Source organism: Kangiella sediminilitoris (assembly GCF_001708405.1).
GTDB classification, from domain to species: Bacteria; Pseudomonadota; Gammaproteobacteria; order Enterobacterales; family Kangiellaceae; genus Kangiella; species Kangiella sediminilitoris.
In genome coordinates this window covers 2,041,487-2,064,042 of sequence record NZ_CP012418.1, presented here as the reverse complement: position 1 = coordinate 2,064,042, position 22,556 = coordinate 2,041,487, and the positions used below count along the sequence as shown (strand labels likewise).

Below are 22,556 nucleotides of genomic sequence, written 5' to 3'. Positions count from 1 at the left end.
TTGTGAGTAAAGAAAAAGTCGTTTTAGCATTTTCAGGTGGCCTGGACACCAGCTTTTGTGTTCCTTATTTAATTGATAAAGGATATGAGGTGCATACACTTTTTGTTAATACCGGTGGTGTTTCTGAGCAGGCGGTGAAAGATATTGAGTCGACCGCGATACAACTTGGTGCCAAAAAACACTGGAACATTAATGGACAGGAGCAGTTGTGGAATACGATAGTCAAGCCTTTAATCTGGGGGAGTGCGTTATACCAGGATCAGTATCCGGTACTATGCGCTGACAGGTACCTGATTGCAGAAGAGGCTGTCAAACTATGCCATCAGCTGGGTACATCATATGTCGCTCACGGCTGTACAGGTATGGGCAACGATCAGGTGAGGTTTGATCTTTCGATAAAGGCACTCAGTGATCTTACGATTCTCTCACCTATCAGGGATATTCAAAAAGAGGTGGTTAATGTCAGAGAATATGAAATTGATTATCTGAGTAAGCATGGCCATGAAGTGTCAGTGGTTCATAAAGAATACAGTGTGAATGAAAACCTGCTGGGTGTGACCATTTCAGGGGGAGCAATTGATAAATGGCAGGCACCTGAGGATAACACTTATGTTTTAACTCAGAACCCCGAAAGCAACACACTGAAACCCCAGCTAATTTCTCTAACTTTTGAGCAGGGAGTACTAAGCCAGCTTAATGGGAAAGACATTGATGGCGTTTCCGCCCTGCAGGAAATGAATTCAATACTGGGTGAATATGGAGTTGGGCGTGGTATCTATACCGGCGATACCATAATCGGTCTGAAAGGGCGCATAGTCTTTGAAGCTCCCGCGCTGATGGGTTTATTAAAAGCACACCGCGCTCTAGAAGAGGTTGTTCTTACTCAACAGCAAAACCACTTCAAGCCCTTAGTAGCTAAAAAATGGGTCGATCTGGTTTATCAGGGGTTTTACTTTGACCCTCTAACTAAAAACCTTGAAGCTCTACTAGAGTCTAGTCAGAAGAAGGTTACTGGTACTGTTGAGCTAAAATTAGCACCGAATCATATCGAAGCAGTCGCTGTGTCGAGTCCTTATTTATTGATGAGTAAGAATGTCGAGTATGCGCAAAAAGCGGACTGGGGTATCGAAGAGGCCAGTGGTTTTATTAAGTTATTTGGCCAAAGTACAGCCACGTGGGCGACGGTTAATGCGTCGCAGGATAGTGCGGTATGACAGCGCCTACTTTGAGTCAGGTAAAAAAGCATCTTCAACATCTGGTCGCGTTTGATACCACCAATCCTCCACGCAAGATCCAACAGTCTGGAATTGTTGAATATTTATCGGAAAACCTTCCTGGAGCGACTGTTACTGTGACGGATCATGGTGAGGGGTCGGTTAATATTTTAGCAACCAAAGGAAACCCCAGATACCTATTCAATTACCATATCGATACTGTTCCAGTTACTGAGGGTTGGCAATCGGAACCGTTCTCTATACTAGAACAAAACGACAAGCTTTATGGGTTGGGAGCTTGCGATATTAAGGGGGCTGCCGCCTGTATGCTTGCTTGTATAGAGGCGGGAGCTGATGATTATGCGGTCTTATTTTCCTCCGATGAAGAGCATGGTAGTAGTCTGTGTATTCGTTCTTTTCTTGAAGAAAAGCACGATTACCTGGGCGTTATTGTTGCCGAGCCAACTGAGGCAAAAGCCGTGTTGGCACACCGCGGCATTATTACAGCAAACTTGACTCTTTCTGCCGAAAGCGGGCACAGCTCCGAGCCTAGAGCATTGAAAGATAACAGCAATCACCAGGCGGCTCACTGGATATCAAGGGCCATATGTTGGGCAGAGGACAAGCTTGCAGATACTTATGATGGGTTGTCAGGAACTTGTTTCAATGTTGGTCACATAGAAGGTGGCGTTAAACCCAATGTTATATCACCAAAAACCAACATTCGGTTTGGACTGCGTCCATTACCAGAAGTGGATACTAAAAGCCTGATGTCCGAGCTTCTTTATTACACTGGTATTAAAGATGAACAGGTTTCACTGGGCTTTAATGCGCCATCCTTGCCAAAGGAAGGAGGTGCTGAAGAGAATTCAATACTGGCAGAAACTTTGGGTTTCGAGATTGGCGCCCCCGTCAATTTCTGGACTGAAGCAGCTTTGTTTTCAGCTGCAGGCTTCCCCTCAATTGTGTTTGGCCCCGGCTCCATTGAACAGGCTCATACGGCTAATGAATGGGTCAGTGTTAACCAGCTTGATCAGGTTGTGAGGCAATACTGGAGAATTTTAGGTCATGAGTAATCAGGTAAAAGACACCGTCTATAAATTATTGAGTGTCATTGACAGTGAAACTCAGATACGGAAGTACTTGAAGCGGTTTTCATCGGATGAAGGGTTGAAGTTTGCGGTTATTAAAGTTGGCGGGAAAATCCTTAAAGATGAAATGGCTCATCTGGTGGCTTCTTTATCTTTCTTAAAGCAGGTCGGCCTGACTCCTATTGTCGTTCATGGTGCGGGGCCCCAGCTGAATAAAAAACTTGAACAGCAAAATATTACTACCAAGTTTGTGGATGGTCAGCGTGTTACTACGCCGAAGGTTCTGAAGGCTGCCAGAGAGGTGTTTATTGAAGAGAACCATCATTTGACCTCGACATTAAAAGAAGCCGGAGTGGATGCAACATCGTTTTATTCTGGCATCTTTAACTGTGAATTATTGGGTGAAGAGCAGCTTGGTCTGGTGGGAGATATTGTTTCAGTTGAAGTTGAGCAGTTACTTAAAGCTGTTGCTAAAGGCCGCATTCCTGTCGTTAGTCCCTTAGGAGAAACTGAGCAGGGCCAGATTGTTAATGTGAATGCCGATGCAGCGACCTTCAGTCTGGCTAAAGCCATCGAGCCATACAAAATTATCTTTTTGACTGAAACCGGAGGCGTACTGGATCAGCACAATAAAATCATTCCCAACATCAGTATCGTAAATCACTACGATTATTTGATTCAGCAAAGCTGGGTTCATTCTGGAATGAAGCTGAAGTTGGAAATGATCAAAAGTATATTGCAGGCACTTCCCTCAGCAACCTCGGTGTCAATTACCAAGCCAGAGTTATTGGCCAAAGAATTATTCACCGATAGAGGTTCAGGCACCTTGGTCAATATGGGTGAAAGAGCATTGGTTGCTGATAGCTGGGATGAAATAGATACTAAAAGATTTGCACAGTTAATTGAGTCTTCATTTGGGAAAGAATTGTGCGCGGATTATTTTAATTCACTGCCATTGTATAAAGTATATGTGACCGAATGTTATCGAGCGGCAATTGTCCTCTCAGGCAGCAGTGATAAACCCTATCTCGATAAGTTTGTGGTTAGCCATAAAGCTAAGGGGGAAGGCATCGGTAGAGCTCTTTGGGATAAGGTCACTCGAAAACACAGGCAATTATTCTGGCGTGCCAATGTTAATAACCCTATTAACAAATTTTATGCTGCTGTCGCCGATGGATTTATTAAGTCAGGACAGTGGAGAGTTTACTGGAATGGTATTAATTCCTATCAGGATATTCAGCAATGTGTCGAAGAGGCTTCTATAAAGCCTGAGACTTTACTTCCAGCGGGAGGTCAGGATGTCCATTAAAGCGGTATTAGTTGGAGCAAGAGGGTATGTTGGGAATGAAATCATTTCTATTCTGTCCCGCCATCCTAGTATAGACCTGCTGGCCGCCAGCTCCAGAGAACTGGCTGGCAAAGATATAGCTGGTTACAGCAAAGCGACCTTGGTTTATGAGGAACTTTCTCCTCAAGACCTGGTTAAGTTAAAACCAGAGCTGGTTATTCTGGCGTTACCCAACGGCCTGGCCAGTCGATTCGTTGAAGTTATTGAGAGAGAAATAGCGGAAACGGTTGTTATCGATCTGAGTGCTGACTTCCGATTCGATGACCAGTGGCACTATGGTCTGCCAGAGGTATATCCGACGGAGACATCTAAAAGGATAAGTAACCCAGGGTGTTATGCAACAGCGATGCAGCTGAGTGTTGCTCCAGTGAAAAAGCTGGTTGGGGGGCATGTTAGCTGTTTTGGAGTTTCTGGTTATAGTGGCGCAGGTACAACGCCATCAGATAAGAATAATCCAGACTTATTACGTGACAATATTATGCCTTATAAATTAGCCGAACATATACATGAACAGGAAGTATCCCGTCACCTTGGATTTAGTCTGAAGTTTTCCCCCCATGTTGCGAACTTTTTCCGAGGGATTAGTTTAACTAGCCACATTACTTTACAGGAGAGCTTGAAGCTTAGTGATGTGGAAAGCCTTTATCAGCAGTTCTACAGTGAAGCCCCACTGGTTTCATTACAAAAATCTCCCCCTCAGGTTGCACAGGCCACATACCGTCATGGTGCCATTGTCGGAGGATGGGAGTTATCTCAAGATGGGAAACATCTGGCGGTAAATTGTGCGCTGGATAATTTACTCAAAGGTGCTGCCACACAGGCTATACAAAATATTAATTTAGCTTTCCAGTTACCACAGCTGGCAGGCATTGTTTTAGAGTAGGTGAATGATTATGTCACAACCATTATGGAGTAAAGAATCAACCAAAAGTAAATCCAGGCTAAGCGAAGATATCATGCTTTTTATGTCGGGACGAGACGTCATTCTGGATCAGCAGCTTTTGGCATTTGATATTCAGGCTAGTAAGGCTCATGCAGAGGGATTGGCACGGATCGGCGTTTTATCAGAGCAGGAAAGTATGATCATCAACCAAAGCCTTGATCAGCTATTAAAGGATTTTGAGAAGGGTCAATTTATACTAGATGAACGCTTCGAGGATGGGCACTCTGCTATTGAGTGGTATCTGACGGACAAACTGGGTGAGCTAGGCAAAAAAATTCATACGGGCAGAAGTCGAAACGATCAGGTATCGGTAGCGACTCGATTGTTTTGCTGTGAGTCATTAAAACAATTAAATCAACTGTGCCTGGATGTTTCATTCACTTGCCTCAAGCTGGCTAAGCAGCATGAAAAAGATGTGCTGCCAGGCTATACACACCTGCAGAGGGCTGTAGTGTCCAGCTGGGGGCTATGGTTCGCTTCGTTTGCAGAGGCATTTTGTGATAATGCAAAGGCCGCGCAGCAGGTACTGGAGCTTATAGGAAGTAATCCCCTGGGATCGGCTGCAGGATATGGGGTAAACCTCAAGTTGGACAGGGACTATACCACTAAGACACTTGGCTTTAACCGCCTGCAGATAAACCCTATGTATGTGCAGAACAGTCGTGGCAAGGTTGAGCTGCAGGTGCTTGGATGTTTTAAGAACGCACTACTCGATTTACGTCGAATGGCCTGGGACTTAAGTTTATTTTCTACCGGTGAGTATAACTTCATTGAAATTGGGAATGACTTCAGTACGGGATCCTCGATTATGCCAAACAAGCATAACCCCGATGCAGTAGAGTTGATGCGGGCTGAGTATGCCAAGCTAGTTGGTTGTTATGCCGAGCTAGAGTCACTGCTTTCTCTACCCAGTGGCTATCAGCGAGATCTGCAAAATACTAAGGAACCTTTATTAAAAGGAGTATCTTCATCCTTGCAGTGCTTACAGTTGGTACCTCATCTGTTGGTGGGGATGACAATTAATCATAAGCAATGTGAACAGGCAATCGAGGCATCCATGTTTGCAACGGATAAAGCTGTGGAGTTAGTTATTGAAGATGGCATGGCATTTCGTGATGCATACCGACATATCAAGGACAACTATCAGGAGCTGGAAGAGCGTCAAGCAGAGATCTCTATAGAACAGAGGACTTCGCCAGGAAGTTGCGGAAATCTACTCTTAGATAGGATTGAGAAGCGTTTAAAAGAGTTGTTAGATTAAGATTGGTGAAAAAACGTTCAACGACATGTATGATGGCCTTGAGTGGATTAGTTTTTATAAGTAAAAGCGGACTTTTGATTACTCTGACTTTTCTTATAAGTGGTTGTTTTATAGTGCAATTTTAAGTAGTTAAAAGTTTTCGCTGTTAATAGCCAGTTATTGTTAAAAAGGTTGATCTAGATCAAGTGGTAAGAGCGGAGCTTACTTAAGATGCACTGTATAAAAATACGAGTGTTTTAAGTCTCTTATCTAAGGTGAGGTCAATGAGTGAAGTAAAAGAACACAACTATAACTACAAGGTTATCAGGCAGTTTGCCATTATGTCTGTAGTTTGGGGTATTGTCGGTATGGCGCTTGGGGTATGGATTGCTGCGCAATTAATGTTCCCCGCCCTAAACTTCGATACGTCCTGGTTAAGCTTTGGTAGATTGCGTCCGCTACACACTAATGCGGTTATTTTTGCATTCGGTGGCTGTGTATTGATGGGAACCTCCTTCTACTGTGTGCAGCGAACCAGTTATGCCAGACTGTTCAGCGATAAGTTGGCTTCATTTGTTTTCTGGGGCTGGCAAGCGGTTATTGTTGCCGCAGTTATCACCTTACCCATGGGCTTAACAAGCAGTAAAGAATATGCTGAGCTTGAGTGGCCGATTGATATTTTGATTGCCATTGTCTGGGTGGCCTATGCCATCGTATTCTTTGGCACCATCATTAAGCGTAAAGTGTCTCACATTTATGTTGCAAACTGGTTCTTTGGTGCCTTTATCATCACCGTAGCAATACTCCATATTGTAAACAGTGCAGCACTACCGATTGACTGGACTTCTTTTAAATCTTACTCGGCTTATGCCGGTGCTATCGACGCCATGGTGCAGTGGTGGTACGGGCACAATGCAGTTGGTTTTTACCTGACTGCTGGTTTCCTCGGCATTATGTATTATTTCGTGCCAAAACAGGCTGAGCGCCCAGTTTATTCTTATCGTTTGTCAATTGTTCACTTCTGGGCATTAATAGCGGTATATATGTGGGCTGGACCTCACCATTTACATTACAGTTCATTACCTGACTGGGCGCAGTCAGCGGGTATGATTTTCTCTATTATCCTTTTAGCACCTTCTTGGGGTGGCATGATCAACGGTATCATGACGCTTTCTGGCGCTTGGCATAAATTGAGAACGGATCCTATTATCAAGTTCCTTATCGTATCGCTATCGTTCTACGGTATGTCTACTTTCGAAGGACCCATGATGGCGATTAAAACGGTGAACGCTCTTTCTCATAATACCGATTGGACTATTGGTCACGTTCACTCAGGCGCACTGGGCTGGGTTGCGATGGTTTCTATTGGTGCTTTATATGCAATGATCCCAAGTGTCTTCGGGAAGGCAAAAATGTATAGCACTAGCCTGATCAATTTACACTTCTGGTTATCAACCATTGGTGTTGTTCTTTACATTGCGGCCATGTGGATTGCCGGTGTGACACAGGGTTTAATGTGGCGAGCGACAAATCCCGACGGTACCTTAACTTATAGTTTTGTTCAAAGTTTAGAAGCGACTTATCCGTATTATGGTATTCGCCTGGTGGGTGGCTTAATCTTCCTGGCGGGTATGTTCGTAATGGCTTATAACGTCATTAAAACAGTCAGTAACCCAGGAAAAGCTGACACTAAAATTCCACAGCCAGCACATTAGGAGACGACACCATGAAACACGAAAAAGTAGAGAAAAATATCGGTTTAATGGGCATCTTGATTGTGGTTGCTATTAGTTTTGGTGGCCTGGCAGAAATTGTCCCATTGTTTTTTATGAAAGATACAACAGAGCCTATGGCAACGCTTGAGCCTTATTCACCCGTTGAGCTTGAAGGTCGCGATATTTACATCCGTGAAGGTTGCCACGTCTGCCATACGCAAATGGTTCGTCCTTTCCGAGCTGAGACGGAACGCTATGGTCATTACTCAGTGGCTGGCGAAGATGTATATGAGCGTCCTTTCCTTTGGGGCTCAAAACGAACAGGTCCTGACCTATCCCGCGTGGGTGGCCGTTATTCTGATGACTGGCACTATACTCATTTAATGGATCCTCGAGTTCCTGTACCTGAGTCCAATATGCCTGCTTTCCCATGGTTAGCGGAGAATGAATTGACTGGTGAGGATACAGCGAAAAAGATGAAGGCCATGCAGACTTTGGGAGTGCCATATACAGATGAAGAGATCGCAAATGCTGCGGAACAAGTAAAAGGGGTGACGGAAATTGATGCCCTGATAGCTTATTTACAATCATTGGGGCGGGAGCATACCGCGGCAAATTCGGGTACGGATAAAGAGGCAGCGGAGCAGTAGTCATGGATATTAATTTAATTCGAGGCATATTAACTGTCATTCTGTTGGTTCTATTTATCGGACTCTGCTTTTGGGTCTTCTCTAAGAAGCGTAAAAGTCAATATGAAGAGGCTTCAAAGATGGCCTTGGAAGAGAATGCTTCCATTAAGAATAATGAGGTAAAGCGAGATGAGTGATTTTTGGAGTGGCTACATCATAGTAATAACGGCAATCAATATTATTGGTTGTGCGGCACTACTGTTCTTTACTCGCAGAAAAAAGTCTGAAGCGAATGAAAATGAAACAACGGGTCATGTCTATGATGGGATTGAGGAATACGATAACCCACTGCCTCGTTGGTGGTTATGGATGTTTTATATCACCATCATTTTCTCCGTCATTTATTTAATTTTGTATCCGGGACTGGGTAAGTTTCAGGGGATCCTGGGATGGTCTCAAGTCAAACAGTATGAAGAAGAAGTGGCTGAAGCTGATGCGAAGTATCTACCTTTGTTTGAGCAATATGCATCCATGAGCATAAAGGACCTACAGGATGAACCTGAGGCTCTGGCAATGGGACAGTCTATATTTGCTAATACTTGTTTCGGCTGTCATGGCGCGGATGGACGTGGTGGTATCGGCTTCCCGAATTTAACTGATGATGAATGGATTTATGGGGGGACGCCAGAGGATATTATCTACTCTATTGAAGAGGGACGTCAGGGCATGATGCCACCATGGGGGGAGACCCTCGGAGAGGAAAAGTTATCTGCCGTTTTGCATTATATCTTAAGTGAGAATCAAGTTGAGAGAACTTTCCGTGAAGGGCTGGTAGCAGAAGGAAAAGGCGTTTACCAAACCTATTGTCAGGCCTGTCACAGCCCAGACCTCAGTGGTAACACTGCTCTCGGCGCGCCGAACCTGAAAGATGACGTATGGTTACATGGTGGCTCAATCAGCATGATTAAGAATGTTATACGAAATGGCGTGAGTGCAAACATGCCGCCGCATGATGAAATTTTAGGTGACCATAAAATTCATCTGGTAGCTGCTTACGTTTACAGCCTTTCCCATGAGGGTGAGCAGTCTAAATAGAATCAGGTAACAAAAGAATGTCTGATGAAAATGTTTATGTGGTAGGGGATGAGACAAGCCTCTACCAAAAGCGCCAAAAAATATTTCCTAAAATTGTTTCCGGGAAATTTAATAACTTTCGAGTTCTTTCTGCCTGGCTTCTATTAGGTTTATATTATTTAATGCCCTGGGTGACCTGGAATGGTCAACAGGCCATTTTATTCGACCTGCCAGCCCGAAAATTTCAAATTTTTGGCTTAACCTTCTGGCCTCAGGACTTTATCTTTTTGACCATGCTGCTAATCATAGCCGCTCTGGCTTTATTTTTCTTTACGGCGGTAGCTGGACGTTTATGGTGTGGTTATGCATGCCCTCAAACTGTGTGGACTGAAGCCTTCTTATGGATGGAGCGTTTGGTTGAGGGTGACCGAAATAAACAGATTAAATTGGACAAAGCGCCCTGGAGTTTTCGGAAGGTAAGACTACGATTTACAAAACATGTTCTTTGGATTCTATTTGCACTTTTTACCGGTTACACCTTTGTCGGCTACTTCACCCCTATTCGTGAATTAACAGAATCACTATGGACGTTATCATTCAGTGGCTGGGAGTGGTTCTGGATTCTATTTTACAGTTTTGCCACCTGGGGAAATGCCGGCATGCTGCGAGAGCAGGTCTGTATTTATATGTGTCCTTACGCACGTTTCCAGAGCTCGATGTTTGATAAAGATACCTTGATTATTGCTTACGACGAAAAGCGGGGCGAAAAACGGGGCGCACGTAAAAAATCATTGAGTAAAGAAGAGTACCAGAGTGAAGGGCTCGGTGACTGTATTGATTGCATGCAATGTGTTCATGTCTGTCCCACGGGTATTGATATCAGAGATGGTCTGCAGTATGAGTGCATTGCCTGTGCTGCCTGTATTGATGCTTGTGATGATGTAATGGAAAAAATGGGGTATGAGAAGAACTTAATTCGATATACGTCAGAAAATCATGATGCCGGAGGAGAATTGAATCCTTTCAGGCCAAAAACCATAGGTTATGGTCTTATTCTGATGCTGATGGCGGCTATATTCGTATTATCAGTCTGGATGAGAACGCCGCTTGAACTTGACATTATTAAAGACAGGAACCGACTTTACCTGACTAACTCAGAAGGGTTTATCGTCAATATTTACAAGCTCAGAGTTCTGAATAAAGATCAGAGCGAGCATACCTATAAAATTTCTGTGAGTGGTTACGACGGCATTGAGTATGAAGGTCCACAACAGGTAACATTATCGCCTGAAAGTACGAAAGAGGTTCCTGTACGGGTTGCTATCGACCCTTATCTGCTTAAATCAACCAGCATGGATATTGAATTTCAACTTGAAAGTATAGACGACAAGTCTATTGAAGTGACACAGCCAGCCAGTTTCATTGGCCCTGTGCAACGTAGAGGACGTTAGACAATGCAAGAGCAACAACAAGATATGAAACCTTGGTATAAACAATTTTGGCCATGGTTTTTAATTGCCTTGCCTTTGTCATCGGTAATCGCCGGTATTACAACGTTTATTATTGCCAGTAATACAACCGATAGCATGGTAGTGGATAACTATTATAAAGATGGGTTGGCAATCAACGAGTCATTGGCTAAACAGGAAAAAGCAAAGCAGTTGGGAGTTCAGGCCACCCTGGTTTTTTCCGATGAACTATTGACCGTTGACCTCAAGTCGAATAAGCCTATGAAAGATAGCTTGTTTGTAGATTTTCAGCACTCAACATTATCAAGTAAAGACTTCAAGGTGTCCTTAACCCGAGATGGTAAGGGGCAGTTTTATTCTCAGCTTAATCAGCAAATTGATGGTAGCTGGTATATAAAAGTATACCCCTATCAAGGAGGCTGGGAAATAAAAAAGAAAGTTACCTTACCCAGCAGTACCGATGTCAAATTAGGCTATTAAATGGATCAACAATATAGCGGCAACGATTGTTATCATTGTGGCTTACCCATCCCAGCAAATACCAAAAAGTCGCTCGAGGTTTTAGGCAAGGAGCGTCTTTTTTGCTGTGAAGGGTGTTACGCTGTTGCGGATATGATCGTCACTAGCAAGCTGGATGATTATTATAAGTTCCGGACAGAAACTGCAGATAAGCCGGAGCATGTAACGCATCTTGAATCCGAGCTTGCAGCCTATGATCAACAGCAGGTTCAGGAAGACTATTTGCTGGACTCCTCCTCAGAAACAGAAAAAAGTGTTTTGCTGTATTCAGAGCAGGTCCGTTGCAGTGCTTGTGCCTGGCTGATTGAGAGAAAGATTAATAAGCTTAATGGCGTTAACTCGGTTCAGGTAAACGTTACCTCACAAGTCATACATCTGAAGTGGCGACCTGAGGACGTGGCTCTAAGCACTATACTAAAGCAGCTTCATCATTTGGGGTATACCGCTACTCCCTATAAACCGGAAGACACCCTAAATCAGCAAAAAATTACTCAGAAATCATGGTTGAAACGTTTAGGAATGGCGGGTCTGGGGATGATGCAGGTGATGATGTTTGCCGTAGCGCTATATCTCGGAGCATTCAGCGGTATGGCTGAAGAATATGAATGGCTCATTCGGGCTGTCAGTTTTCTAATTGCTACACCAGTATTGTTTTATGCTGGCTATCCCTTCTATTCAAGTGGAGTTGCTTCCTTGAGGAATAAACAGCTGAATATGGATGTACCAATAACTCTGGCCTTATTTATCGCCTATGGGGCCAGTATCTGGGCGCTATTCACTTCAGGTGGAGAGGTTTATTTTGACTCGGTAACAATGTTCGTTTTTTTCTTGCTCATCGGCCGCTACATTGAGTTCCGAGTGAGGCAGCAAATAAGCGAAAGAATTTATAAAGGGAGTGCACAGAAACTAAATCATGCTGAGAAATATGACGCACTTACAGGTGAGACGGAAGCCATAGCAATAAAGGCCATAGAGGACGGCGACATGTTGCTGGTTCGTGCAGGTAAAAGTGTAGCCGTAGATGGTGAGTTGGTGAGCGAGCAGGCTGAGCTGAATGTATCTATGCTCAATGGTGAATTTTTGCCGGCCAAGGTGGACCATGGTCAAACTGTACTTGCTGGCAGTATAAATACGCATCAACCCTTTGTGATGAGAGCTCGAGTAAACGAGCAGGGGAATTACTGGCAAAAGTTATTAAGGCTGCAAGAGGCGGCATTACTGGATAAGCCAAAAATAGGGTTGCTGGCTGATAAAATTGCTCGGTATTTTGTTGCGGGAATCCTGCTAATTGCAACAGGTGTCGCTTTCTACTGGGTCAATGCGGGCTCAGAAGATGCGCTATGGATCACGCTGTCTGTTCTGGTGGTCAGCTGCCCTTGTGCCTTATCTCTTGCAACACCGATTGCCATGACATGCGGAACGCTTGCTTACAATCAACGAAACATACTAGTGAAAGGACAATCTTTTCTACAGGCTTCTAGCGAAATTACAGATATCGTTTTCGATAAGACGGGCACACTAACTCGTGGTCAACTATCCGTAGACAGCGTTGAAGTTTTTGGTTCGCTAACTGAGCAAAAAGCACTGCAAATTATCGCGGCCCTTGAAGCACAGTCGGAGCACCCGATAGGATTGGCTTTTAAGACTTACGAAACCCCTCAATGTTTAGCTACCAATGTGCACTTTATTCCATTTAAAGGGGTAACCGGTGACGTGGAGCAGACAAGGTATACTTTTGGAAATGCAGATTGTATCAGAGAAGTCGACAGCGATTTTCAACAGCAAGCTTCTGATCTTGATGCCTTATGGTTAATGCAGGAGAAAATTGTGGTGGCTAAGATTCTGCTGAAAGATACCTTACGGGCGGAAGCAAAGGAGATTAGTAGCCGTCTTAAAGAGCAGGGATTTAAGTTGCATTTATTGAGTGGTGACCCATCATCTCAGGTTGAGGTGGTTAGCCAACAGCTTAACCTTGATTGCTGGAAGAATAACGCCCAGCCAGAAGACAAGTTGTCTTACGTTAAATTATTACAGGAAAACGGAAGCAAAGTTTTGATGGTCGGTGACGGTATCAACGATGCCCCGGTGATGAGTATTGCTGATGCATCTATGGCGATGGCCGATGCCGCCGATATGACACGAGTCAGTGCTGACTGTTATTTGTTATCAGATAATTTGTCGGACATAGATTTTGCTTTGAATAAATCGAAACAAACACAAAGTGTGATCAAGCAAAACCTATTATGGGCTTTGGTTTACAATGTTACGATGATACCGGTAGCTGCGATGGGATTCATTCCTCCTTACCTGGCAGCACTGGGGATGTCGTTCAGCTCGGTCGTGGTTGTTATTAATTCTTTGAGATTAAAAAAGTAAACCATTATGGATGCCATATTTTTACTGATACCTATTACGTTTATCCTGTTGATAGTCGCCATCGCGGTATTCTTCTGGGCCGTTAATAACGATCAATACTCGGATCTGGATAAAGAAGCGCACCGTATTATTTTTGATCAAGAGTCGCCTGAAGAAGATGATGCTGAGGAACAGCAGCAATCAGCCAGTAATCAGAACAGCAGTGATAAGGCTAAAGCAGATGACTGAATTAACGGTCGTATGGTTACCCGCATTTATGATGGGTCTTTTGGGAAGTTCTCACTGCCTCGGAATGTGTGGTGGTTTGACCGTTGCATTAAGTTCAGGCTGTGAACCTCAAAAGCAGGCTCTCCTATCTTTGGTCTACCAACTCTTCAGAATAGTCAGTTACGCCATACTAGGTACTATAGTGGGCAGCCTTGGGGCGGTCATAACCCGTTGGACAGACTTTCCTATTCTGCTGTTTCTGGCAGGTTTCTTGCTGATCATGATGGGGCTATATCTGATGGGACAATGGAGCCTGTTAACCTACCTGGAAAAGCAGGGTGGAAGATTATGGAAGATATTGCAACCATTACAGAAGCGCTTTTTGCCTCTCAGAAGAGTTTCTCAGGCCATACCAATAGGTTTACTTTGGGGATTGTTGCCATGTGGTTTAGTTTATAGTGCTCTGGCCATGGCCGCTGCCAGCGGAGGAGCTGCTCAAGGAACAGTTACTATGCTGGCCTTTGGTTTGGGGACACTTCCTGCCCTATATGTCACCGGCTTATTTGCTAAACAGCTGATACATTTTTTTCGACGTCAGGTGGTGAGGAGCTTGATAGGAGTCATCTTTATTTTGTGGGGTAGCTTCCAGCTATACAATGTTTCGAGCATGATCACTAACCCCGCAGGTCAGCACACACACCAACATCATCAAACACAGTGATCTGTATTCTACTAAGTTGATCTAGATCAACTGTCCGAAATCCTACTCAACTATCCTTAGCCTATCAGTTATTAACTCGTTCAGGTTATGAATACCAAGGTTTTGTGGGATAGCTCCTTAATTGAAAAGTACAGTATTTCTGGTCCACGATATACGTCGTACCCAACGGCGCTGCAGTTTGAAGAAGACGGTTTTAGTGAGCAACGACTAGTTGAAGTACTGGAGCAGGGAGACGCGACCAAACCACTGTCGATTTATATTCATATTCCCTTCTGTGAGAACATTTGCTACTACTGTGCATGCAATAAAGTGATCACCAAGGACAGAAGCAAAACAAAACGTTATATAGCCGCTTTATTGGCTGAGGCGAAGCGTATTGCAGCACATGTTAAGGGGCGAGAAGTTCAGCAAATGCATTGGGGTGGTGGTACTCCGACTTTTCTCAACAATGAGGAGATTGCTGAGGTAGTTAATACCCTGAAAGAGTATTTTAACTTCGCAGAAGAAGGTGATTATTCGATCGAAATTGACCCCAGAAGAATGGATCATAAGACCCTGCCAGAATTATCGCGACTGGGTTTTAATCGAATCAGTCTCGGTGTGCAGGATTTTGATGAGAAGGTTCAAAAAGCTGTAAACCGGATTCAGCCAGAAAGTATGACCCGCAATGTACTCATTAATGCCAGAAAGTATGGCTTTGAGTCAATTAACGTGGACTTGATTTATGGTCTTCCATTTCAAAGCGAAAAAAGTTTTTCCGAGACCGTTGATAAAATTATTGAAATGGCACCGGATCGACTGTCGGTATTCAATTACGCACATTTACCACACCGCTTTAAACCGCAACGTCGCATTGATGCAAAAGATTTGCCATCACCCTCAGAAAAGTTAGCCATTTTGGAGATGACCATCCAGAAGCTTACCAAAGCAGGCTACGTTTATATTGGTATGGACCATTTTGCACTACCCCATGATGAACTCACTCATGCTCAACAAAACGGTGATTTGCATCGAAACTTCCAGGGTTATACTACTAACGCTGACTGTGACTTACTGGGTCTTGGGGTGTCATCTATTAGTCAGGTCAGTAATTGCTTCATCCAGAATCAACGTGACTTAACTACTTACTATGAATGTGTTGAGAATGATAGTTATGCACTATGGAGAGGATACGAATCTACGGCAGAAGATAAGCTACGACACGACGTAATCATGCAGCTTATCTGCCTGTTTAACCTAAAATATAAAGAGATAGAAAGGACACACGGCATTGACTTCAGGCAGCATTTTGCGAGTGAAATAGAAGAGCTAAAGACTATGGAGGCCGATGGGCTATTAAGTATGGATGATGAGGGTATTGAGGTTACTGATACCGGTCGTTTACTCATTAGAAATATTTGTATGACCTTTGATGAATACTTTAAAGAATTAAAGGCATTGCAGATTTATTCAAAAGCCATTTAACTTAGTTTAGTTTAGATCTATACTTTACTCATATTGATTCTAGGGACTTATTTATGCTGCCTTCTGTAAAATGTCAGAACTGTAGTATCAACCAGTTATGCCTTCCTGTAATGCTGGTTGAAGCTGAAGTTGAGCACTTGGATAGTATTATCCAAAGGCGACGTCCATTGAAAAAGAGTGAAATGCTTTTTCATGCTGGCGATGAGTTTAAAGCCATTTATGCTGTACGCTCAGGGTGTATAAAGTCTTATACCATTTCAGAAAGTGGTGAAGAGCAAATAACAGGCTTTCACTTGCCAGGTGAAATTATTGGGCTAGACGCAATCAACCGTCAAAAACACCCCAGTATGGCAAAAGCTATAGAAACATCATCGGTCTGCACGATTCCATTTAATAAGTTGGAAATGCTATCTGGTGAGATACCGGGTTTACGCCAGCAACTATTGCGTGTCATGAGTCGAGAAATTCATGACGATCAGGAGTTACTGTTACTGCTCAGTAAGAAAAGTGCAGATGAGCGTTTGGCCGCATTTTTGATGAATATGTCGAGTCGTTTTGCCAGTAGGGGCTTATCAAGAACCTGTTTTAATCTGACGATGACTCGAAGCGATATAGCGAACTACCTTGGATTAGCCGTCGAAACGGTCAGCAGACTTTTCTCAAAGTTACAGCAACAGTCACTGATCTCGGTTAAAGAAAAAGAAATAACAATTTCGGACTTTAAGGCGTTAAGTGAGCTGGCTGGAAGTCGTTGTCACTAATCGATTTGGTATTGAGGGGGCAAATATGAAAAATCGATTTAATATTTTGTACAAACCGGAAGATACCTGGAAGCACATAAAAGAAAAAAACTTTAGTATTCCACAGGTTTATCTTCGAGTATTGATCGTAATGGCTTTATTGCCGCCGTTCTTTGCGTTTATCGGTGCTGTTTACAGTGGGTGGAAAATTGGTAATGAAGACCCCGTGAAACTGACCTGGGAAAGCGCGCTCAGTATTTCTATTGCTGCTTATCTGGCTATTTTGGTGGGTGCCTATATTTTTTCACGTCTAATACACTGGATGGCAAAAACGTATGGTTCTGATGCGAGCCTCTCTGACTGCTTCGCGCTAGTTGTATACTCTTGTATTCCTCTATTTCTAGTCAGTGTCCTCAGTGCCTACCCGGTTCTATGGCTGGATATGCTATTCACCCTTGTTGCTGTTGCCTTTTCAGTCAGGTTACTATTTTTGGGAACGCCTATCATGATGGGGATTGGTGACGAGAAAGCTTTCTTTTTCTCAAACTCGATCATCACAGTTGGCCTAGTGTTGGTAGTAGCTGCATTAGCCATGAGTGTCTTATTCTGGGCAAATGGCGTTGGTCCTGTGTTTACCCGATAATTCAAAGTTTAATTAACAAAGCCTCGTTGTATCGAGGCTTTGTTGTTTTTAGTGGCTTTTAGCTTTGTTAATGATATTGGTGGTGGATACGCCATCAACAAAATCGAGAATTACTACGTTTCCTCCGTTGGCAATGACGCTATCTGCTCCTGCAATTTCCTCAACCTTATAATCGCCACCTTTTACCAGGACGTCAGGAACCAGAGCTTCTATAAGCCGTTTAGGAGTGTCTTCAGTAAACTCAACAACCCAGTCTACGCTAGACAGTTCGGATAGAACCATCATTCTCTGTGGGCAAGGATTTAGAGGACGACTTTCCCCTTTTAAGCGTTTCACAGAGTCGTCGCTGTTAACGGCCACAATTAACCTATCGCCAAGTTCAGCAGCCTGTTTAAGGTAACTGACATGTCCTGAGTGTAAAATATCGAAGCAGCCATTGGTCATAACAATTTTCTCACCGGACGCTTTAGCCTGAGCAATCAGATCCAGTAAGGTAAGTTCCGAAACAACGCCTTTTTGAAGTGGTTGATGGCTCAGCATGGCGTGATGTAGTTCTTGGGTGGAAACCGTTGCTGTACCAAGTTTGCCAACGACAATTCCAGCTGCAAGATTAGCTATTTGCACGGACTCTTTCATGGTAGCCCCGGCAGCCATGGCACTGGCAAGAGTCGCCACAACGGTATCACCGGCGCCAGTCACATCAAACACTTCCTGAGCTTGAGTTGCCTGCATGTAAGGTTCTTTATCAGCCGAGAATAACGCCATACCTTTTTCGCTACGGGTCACCAGCAGGCTATCAATATCAAGTTGGTTTCTAACTTCGCGAGCCTTCTCTAGAAAATCTTCTTCGGATTCTGACTTGCCGGCGATAGTATCAAATTCAGATTGATTCGGGGTGATTAGGGTCGCTTGACGGTATTTTGTAAAGTCACTGCCCTTGGGATCAACAATCACGGGTTTGTTTTGTAATACAGCAGCCTGAATAACAGACTGGGGATCTTTTAAGGTGCCTTTCCCATAATCAGATAAAACGACTATGTCATGCTGCTCGATAAGCTTCTCAAAAGTTTCTAGCGCGATACCGTTATCCAGGGCAAAATCTTTCTCAAAGTCGGCCCTTAATAATTGCTGGTGACGACTCATCAGACGAAGCTTGGTGATGGTTTGTTGATGAGGGCGCTTTTCAAACTCACAGTTCACCTGTTGATGTTCCAAAATCTCCTCTAAACTTTGCGCTGCTTCATCGTTACCTGTTACACCGCAGAGTGTCACCTGACAGCCTAATACGGCAATATTTAATGCAACGTTGCCTGCTCCGCCTGCCCGATCTTCGGTTTGGCTGACATTAACCACGGGTACCGGAGCTTCCGGGGACACGCGTGATGTTTCACCATGCCAGTAGCGATCAAGCATGATATCGCCGATTACTAATACTCTAGCTTTGTTAAATTTTGGAAGATTAAAGTTCAAACCATCTACTCAATGGGTATATTAAGTGTGTGTTAATGATAGCGCGTTACCCTGAGTGATGTAAGAGTTGAGAGGTATTTTGTGTTATATCAAGCAGTTTGCAGGTAAACTGTAAAAAAAATGGCTTCTCGCCGGAGGTAAATGATGAAAGATATAAAAGTAATTTTGATCTTAAGTGCTATTGCCTTGTTATTAGCGTCTTGTGCCGGGGCAAGAAAAGGTTCGAGCGCAGCTCAATGCAGGCAGGCAATAGATACAGCGTATAAAGAGCTGAGTTTTGCTAAAAGCGAAGGTTTCGCTGGGACGGTTAACTATACTAAAGCAGCCAGCTTGTTGACTGCTGCAAAAACCAATCAAACATTCGAAAGTTATGACGCCTGCGTTGAAAATTCAGAAAAAGCACGTTATTACATCAGAGAGTCTAGAAAAGGCTAAAAATCACTGTTTAATAAATAAAAAGCGGCCTTTGAGCCGCTTTTTTGCTCTATGAGGGCATATTCCTCAATTAGGTTTGGTGGGAGAGGGGGATAACCGATACAATGTTAAAAAATTAGGATGAATATATGCCAAAGAAAACCAAGCAAGACCCACAGGCCGAGCTCGAAGCTCAGCGTTACGACAACCCTATAGCCAGTCGCCAATTTATCTTACAGCTATTGGAAGAGGCTGGTGAACCTGTATCGTTTGAGACCATAGCTAAGAAAGCTGATATTAATAAGTCAGAACAGAAGCGAGCGCTAGATAAGCGTCTTAACGCTATGGAGCGTGATGGGCAGTTAATCTGTAACCGAAAAGGTCGATATTGCCTGGTGGATGCTACGGATCTCAAGCGAGGGAAGGTCTTGGCGCATCGTGACGGCTATGGATATCTTGCGCTGGAAGAGGGCGGTGATGACTGGTATCTGTCACCCCGCGAAATGCACAGTGTTTTCCACGGAGATAAGGTACTCGCCAGAGTAAAAAAAGTAGATCGAAGAGGTCGCACAGAAGGTGCGATTGTGGAGATTCTTGACGGCTCTACCAACTACGTTGTAGGACGCCTGTTTGAAGAAAGCGGTCTCCTTTTCGTTTCATCCGAAGACCCCCGAATTTTGCACGACCTGATTATTTCACCGGACGATACTCTTGGAGCCAGTAAAGGTCAGGTTGTAGTTGCTGAAATAACCCAGCGCCCGAAGAAAAATCGACACGCCCACGGCATTATTACCGAGGTTTTAGGTGATCACCTTTCTGCGGGAATGGAAATCGAAATCGCCATCCGGAATCATCAGATTCCGCACGAATGGCCAAGAGATGTGAATTCTGAAGTCACCGATCTTCCAGTTGAAGTCAGAGACCAGGATTGGGAAGGTCGCGTGGACTTAAGGAAGCTACCTTTAGTTACGATTGATGGCGCCGACGCCAGAGATTTCGATGATGCTGTTTATTGTGAAAAACAGGCAAGTGGCGGCTGGAAGCTTTGGGTCGCCATTGCTGATGTAAGCCATTATGTGCGTCCCGAAAGTGCTTTAGACAAAGAAGCGATTGAGCGTGGTAATTCCGTCTACTTTCCTGAGTATGTGGTACCGATGTTACCCGAGCTTTTGTCGAATGGCCTTTGCTCGTTGAATCCAGATGTTGATCGCCTGTGCATGGTTGCAGAAATGGATCTTGACCCAAAAGGTAATGTTGTTGATAGTCAGTTTTATCCTGCAGTGATGCACTCGCATGCGCGTTTTACCTACGACAAGGTATGGTCAATATTAAGTGGAGATGAAGAACTCCGTCAGCAATATTCCGATCGCGTACCTGAACTTGAAGAGCTTTATGAGCTATTTAAAGCTCGACTGGCGATTAAAAACGCTCGGGGAGCCATTGAGTTTGAAACCACAGAGACACAGATCATTTTCGATGAAAATCGCAAGATTGAAAACATCGTAGCGAGCCATCGTAATGATGCTCATAAAATTATCGAAGAGTGCATGATTTGCGCCAACGTGGCGGCAGCTCAATTTATCGAACAAAGTCCTTTGCCCGGCATCTATCGTGTGCATGAAGGGCCATCGGAAGACAGGCTAGAATCTTTTAGAGCTTTCCTTGGCGAATTAGGAATATTTCTTTTTGGTGGTGAAAAGCCAGAGCCGAAGCATTACCGTGAACTGCATGATGCTATCAAGGAACGGCCAGATTATGAGTTAATCCAGACCATGATGCTTCGTTCTATGATGCAGGCTGTTTACAGCCCTCAGAATGAGGGGCATTTTGGATTGGCTTTTGACTCCTATACCCACTTCACATCTCCTATCCGCCGTTACCCGGATCTGCTGGTGCATCGCATTATTAAAGCATTACTCAAGTCAGATAATGTCGTCGGAACGGATGGCGGACGAAAGTACAATGAACAGGAACTGGTGCAGCTGTCTGAACATAGTTCAATGACTGAGCGACGTGCTGACCTGGCTACACGTGATGTTGTCGACTGGTTAAAATGTGAATATATGTTGACCAGGGTGGGTGATGAGTACTGGGGAACGGTCTCTTCAGTCACTAGTTTTGGTGTGTTTATTGCGCTGGACGAATTGTACGTAGAAGGTTTGGTGCATATTAGCGAACTTGGCGATGATTATTACCATTTTGATGCGGCAAAAATGCGATTAATTGGTGAACGTACTCACCAAACTTTCAGGGTCGGTGATCGAGTAAAAATTAAGGTCAGCCATGTCGATCTGGAACAACGAAATATAGACTTTGAACTTATAGAGCGTGACAAGGTAAAACGTGAAAAAGTTCGTGGTTCAGAGCGTAAGAAACTTTTTAACAAAGCCAAACGCTCAGGTTCTGTAGCTAAGAGTGGTGATAAAAGTGGCCATAAAGGGAAGAAAAATGGTGCCAGTAAAGGCGGTAAAAATGCCAAAAAGAAACGTGGTAAAAGCGGTAAAAAGAATCGTCGTTAACATCAATTGTAGGTAAGTATGTCTGAAATTGTTTATGGTCTACATGCAGTAGAAGTTTTATTAAAACGAAATAGTAAAAGTGTCGAGAGGCTTTTTATTCAGAGTAACCGGCACGATCAACGCGCGCACAAGTTAGTGAAGCTTGCTCAAGAAAAAAATATTCCTGTGACTCAAAAGAGTCGCGAAGAGCTTGATGAAATGACCGACCAGCGACATCAGGGTGTGATAGCGATCAGTCTTCAGAAAAAACAAAAAAATTATCATGAGAAACATATTCCCGAACTGCTCAATGAGTTAGAAGAATCACCGTTCATATTGATTTTAGACGGTGTTACTGATCCTCATAATTTAGGCGCCTGTTTGCGTAGTGCTGATGCAGCAGGTGTACATATGGTCATTGCTCCAAAAGACAATGCGGTTGGAATAACTGATGTGGTGAGAAAAGTTGCCTGCGGTGCTGCTGAGTCTGTGCCATTTATTCAGGTAACAAACCTTGTTAGAACCATGAAAGTATTACAGGAACATGGTGTCTGGATAGCAGGAACCGCAGGTGAAGCTGAGCAGGATATCTATCAGGCCAATTTAAAAGGTGGCCTGGCCATTGTGATGGGTGCTGAAGGCGATGGCATGAGACGATTGACTCGTGAAAACTGCGACTTCTTGATTAAGATCCCAATGGCAGGAGAAGTATCCAGCCTAAATGTATCCGTGGCGACGGGAGTAACCTTATTTGAGGCGGTTAGGCAGAGGTCTAGTTAGT

21 protein-coding genes are annotated in these 22,556 nt (G+C 43.9%); 20 read left to right on the top strand and 1 reads right to left on the bottom strand.

What is annotated here, in order from left to right:
* Positions 1-2 precede the first annotated feature (2 nt).
* From KS2013_RS09600 to KS2013_RS09520, 17 genes are all read left to right on the top strand, one after another.
* On the top strand, positions 3-1,214 hold the full coding sequence (locus KS2013_RS09600) for an argininosuccinate synthase (protein WP_068993095.1): 1,212 nt from the start codon (positions 3-5) through the stop codon (positions 1,212-1,214).
* Complete coding sequence (locus KS2013_RS09595; protein ID WP_068993091.1) at positions 1,211-2,290, top strand: acetylornithine deacetylase; 1,080 nt, start codon at positions 1,211-1,213, stop codon at positions 2,288-2,290. The genes KS2013_RS09600 and KS2013_RS09595 overlap by 4 nt, the downstream gene beginning before the upstream one ends.
* Positions 2,283-3,614, top strand: a complete 1,332-nt coding sequence (locus KS2013_RS09590; RefSeq protein WP_068993088.1) for an acetylglutamate kinase — start codon at positions 2,283-2,285, stop codon at positions 3,612-3,614. The genes KS2013_RS09595 and KS2013_RS09590 overlap by 8 nt, the downstream gene beginning before the upstream one ends.
* Positions 3,604-4,536 (top strand): N-acetyl-gamma-glutamyl-phosphate reductase, encoded by a 933-nt coding sequence (gene argC, locus KS2013_RS09585; protein ID WP_068993084.1) that lies wholly within the window; start codon positions 3,604-3,606, stop codon positions 4,534-4,536. The genes KS2013_RS09590 and argC overlap by 11 nt, the downstream gene beginning before the upstream one ends.
* A gap of 10 nt (positions 4,537-4,546) precedes the next feature.
* On the top strand, positions 4,547-5,857 hold the full coding sequence (argH, locus tag KS2013_RS09580) for an argininosuccinate lyase (RefSeq protein WP_068993079.1): 1,311 nt from the start codon (positions 4,547-4,549) through the stop codon (positions 5,855-5,857).
* Between the two features lie 263 nt (positions 5,858-6,120).
* Complete coding sequence (gene ccoN / locus KS2013_RS09575) at positions 6,121-7,551, top strand: cytochrome-c oxidase, cbb3-type subunit I (protein ID WP_068993076.1); 1,431 nt, start codon at positions 6,121-6,123, stop codon at positions 7,549-7,551.
* A gap of 11 nt (positions 7,552-7,562) precedes the next feature.
* Positions 7,563-8,201, top strand: coding sequence for a cytochrome-c oxidase, cbb3-type subunit II (gene ccoO / locus KS2013_RS09570; RefSeq protein WP_068993070.1), 639 nt, complete (start codon positions 7,563-7,565; stop codon positions 8,199-8,201).
* A gap of 2 nt (positions 8,202-8,203) precedes the next feature.
* Positions 8,204-8,377, top strand: coding sequence for a cbb3-type cytochrome oxidase subunit 3 (locus KS2013_RS09565; protein ID WP_068993067.1), 174 nt, complete (start codon positions 8,204-8,206; stop codon positions 8,375-8,377).
* Complete coding sequence (ccoP, locus tag KS2013_RS09560; protein WP_068993064.1) at positions 8,370-9,275, top strand: cytochrome-c oxidase, cbb3-type subunit III; 906 nt, start codon at positions 8,370-8,372, stop codon at positions 9,273-9,275. The genes KS2013_RS09565 and ccoP overlap by 8 nt, the downstream gene beginning before the upstream one ends.
* A 17-nt stretch (positions 9,276-9,292) precedes the next feature.
* Entirely contained in the window at positions 9,293-10,705 is a 1,413-nt protein-coding gene (ccoG, locus tag KS2013_RS09555) for a cytochrome c oxidase accessory protein CcoG (protein WP_068993060.1), read from the top strand.
* A gap of 3 nt (positions 10,706-10,708) precedes the next feature.
* Positions 10,709-11,203, top strand: coding sequence for a FixH family protein (locus KS2013_RS09550; protein WP_068993058.1), 495 nt, complete (start codon positions 10,709-10,711; stop codon positions 11,201-11,203).
* Complete coding sequence (locus tag KS2013_RS09545; protein ID WP_068993055.1) at positions 11,204-13,618, top strand: heavy metal translocating P-type ATPase; 2,415 nt, start codon at positions 11,204-11,206, stop codon at positions 13,616-13,618.
* A gap of 6 nt (positions 13,619-13,624) precedes the next feature.
* Positions 13,625-13,846 (top strand): cbb3-type cytochrome oxidase assembly protein CcoS, encoded by a 222-nt coding sequence (gene ccoS, locus KS2013_RS09540; RefSeq protein ID WP_068993053.1) that lies wholly within the window; start codon positions 13,625-13,627, stop codon positions 13,844-13,846.
* Positions 13,839-14,546 (top strand): sulfite exporter TauE/SafE family protein, encoded by a 708-nt coding sequence (locus KS2013_RS09535; RefSeq protein ID WP_068993050.1) that lies wholly within the window; start codon positions 13,839-13,841, stop codon positions 14,544-14,546. Before ccoS ends, KS2013_RS09535 begins: the two co-directional genes overlap by 8 nt.
* 87 nt (positions 14,547-14,633) lie before the next feature.
* A complete protein-coding gene (gene hemN / locus KS2013_RS09530; protein ID WP_068993046.1) occupies positions 14,634-16,010 on the top strand; it encodes an oxygen-independent coproporphyrinogen III oxidase in 1,377 nt (458 codons plus the stop codon).
* A 53-nt stretch (positions 16,011-16,063) separates the two neighbouring features.
* On the top strand, positions 16,064-16,771 hold the full coding sequence (gene fnr, locus KS2013_RS09525) for a fumarate/nitrate reduction transcriptional regulator Fnr (RefSeq protein ID WP_068993042.1): 708 nt from the start codon (positions 16,064-16,066) through the stop codon (positions 16,769-16,771).
* Positions 16,772-16,796: 25 nt separating this feature from the next.
* On the top strand, positions 16,797-17,393 hold the full coding sequence (locus KS2013_RS09520; protein WP_068993039.1) for a Yip1 family protein: 597 nt from the start codon (positions 16,797-16,799) through the stop codon (positions 17,391-17,393).
* 48 nt (positions 17,394-17,441) lie between these two features.
* Here the strand turns inward: KS2013_RS09520 and hldE are convergent, their stop codons facing one another.
* Complete coding sequence (hldE, locus tag KS2013_RS09515; protein WP_068993036.1) at positions 17,442-18,863, bottom strand: bifunctional D-glycero-beta-D-manno-heptose-7-phosphate kinase/D-glycero-beta-D-manno-heptose 1-phosphate adenylyltransferase HldE; 1,422 nt, start codon at positions 18,861-18,863, stop codon at positions 17,442-17,444.
* A 153-nt stretch (positions 18,864-19,016) separates the two neighbouring features.
* Here hldE and KS2013_RS09510 point away from each other — a divergent pair, with 153 nt between their 5' ends.
* The 3 genes from KS2013_RS09510 (at position 19,017) to rlmB (ending at position 22,555) form a co-directional block, all read left to right on the top strand.
* Positions 19,017-19,298 carry a hypothetical protein gene (locus KS2013_RS09510; protein WP_068994527.1) on the top strand — a complete coding sequence of 94 codons (282 nt, stop codon included), beginning with the start codon at positions 19,017-19,019 and terminating at the stop codon, positions 19,296-19,298.
* 128 nt (positions 19,299-19,426) lie between these two features.
* Positions 19,427-21,796, top strand: coding sequence for a ribonuclease R (rnr, locus tag KS2013_RS09505; RefSeq protein WP_068993033.1), 2,370 nt, complete (start codon positions 19,427-19,429; stop codon positions 21,794-21,796).
* A gap of 18 nt (positions 21,797-21,814) precedes the next feature.
* Positions 21,815-22,555 carry a 23S rRNA (guanosine(2251)-2'-O)-methyltransferase RlmB gene (gene rlmB / locus KS2013_RS09500; RefSeq protein WP_068993030.1) on the top strand — a complete coding sequence of 247 codons (741 nt, stop codon included), beginning with the start codon at positions 21,815-21,817 and terminating at the stop codon, positions 22,553-22,555.
* The last annotated feature ends 1 nt before the right edge of the window (position 22,556 follow it).

Bases quoted from the DNA above. Each gene is read 5' to 3' on its own strand.
- KS2013_RS09595 (WP_068993091.1), top strand. From the start codon at position 1,211: ATGACAGCGCCTACTTTGAGTCAGGTAAAAAAGCATCTTCAACATCTG.
- KS2013_RS09590 (WP_068993088.1), top strand. From the start codon at position 2,283: ATGAGTAATCAGGTAAAAGACACCGTCTATAAATTATTGAGTGTCATT.
- argC (WP_068993084.1), top strand. From the start codon at position 3,604: ATGTCCATTAAAGCGGTATTAGTTGGAGCAAGAGGGTATGTTGGGAAT.
- argH (WP_068993079.1), top strand. From the start codon at position 4,547: ATGTCACAACCATTATGGAGTAAAGAATCAACCAAAAGTAAATCCAGG.
- ccoN (WP_068993076.1), top strand. From the start codon at position 6,121: ATGAGTGAAGTAAAAGAACACAACTATAACTACAAGGTTATCAGGCAG.
- ccoO (WP_068993070.1), top strand. From the start codon at position 7,563: ATGAAACACGAAAAAGTAGAGAAAAATATCGGTTTAATGGGCATCTTG.
- KS2013_RS09565 (WP_068993067.1), top strand. From the start codon at position 8,204: ATGGATATTAATTTAATTCGAGGCATATTAACTGTCATTCTGTTGGTT.
- ccoP (WP_068993064.1), top strand. From the start codon at position 8,370: ATGAGTGATTTTTGGAGTGGCTACATCATAGTAATAACGGCAATCAAT.
- ccoG (WP_068993060.1), top strand. From the start codon at position 9,293: ATGTCTGATGAAAATGTTTATGTGGTAGGGGATGAGACAAGCCTCTAC.
- KS2013_RS09550 (WP_068993058.1), top strand. From the start codon at position 10,709: ATGCAAGAGCAACAACAAGATATGAAACCTTGGTATAAACAATTTTGG.
- KS2013_RS09545 (WP_068993055.1), top strand. From the start codon at position 11,204: ATGGATCAACAATATAGCGGCAACGATTGTTATCATTGTGGCTTACCC.
- ccoS (WP_068993053.1), top strand. From the start codon at position 13,625: ATGGATGCCATATTTTTACTGATACCTATTACGTTTATCCTGTTGATA.
- KS2013_RS09535 (WP_068993050.1), top strand. From the start codon at position 13,839: ATGACTGAATTAACGGTCGTATGGTTACCCGCATTTATGATGGGTCTT.
- hemN (WP_068993046.1), top strand. From the start codon at position 14,634: ATGAATACCAAGGTTTTGTGGGATAGCTCCTTAATTGAAAAGTACAGT.
- fnr (WP_068993042.1), top strand. From the start codon at position 16,064: ATGCTGCCTTCTGTAAAATGTCAGAACTGTAGTATCAACCAGTTATGC.
- KS2013_RS09520 (WP_068993039.1), top strand. From the start codon at position 16,797: ATGAAAAATCGATTTAATATTTTGTACAAACCGGAAGATACCTGGAAG.
- rnr (WP_068993033.1), top strand. From the start codon at position 19,427: ATGCCAAAGAAAACCAAGCAAGACCCACAGGCCGAGCTCGAAGCTCAG.
- rlmB (WP_068993030.1), top strand. From the start codon at position 21,815: ATGTCTGAAATTGTTTATGGTCTACATGCAGTAGAAGTTTTATTAAAA.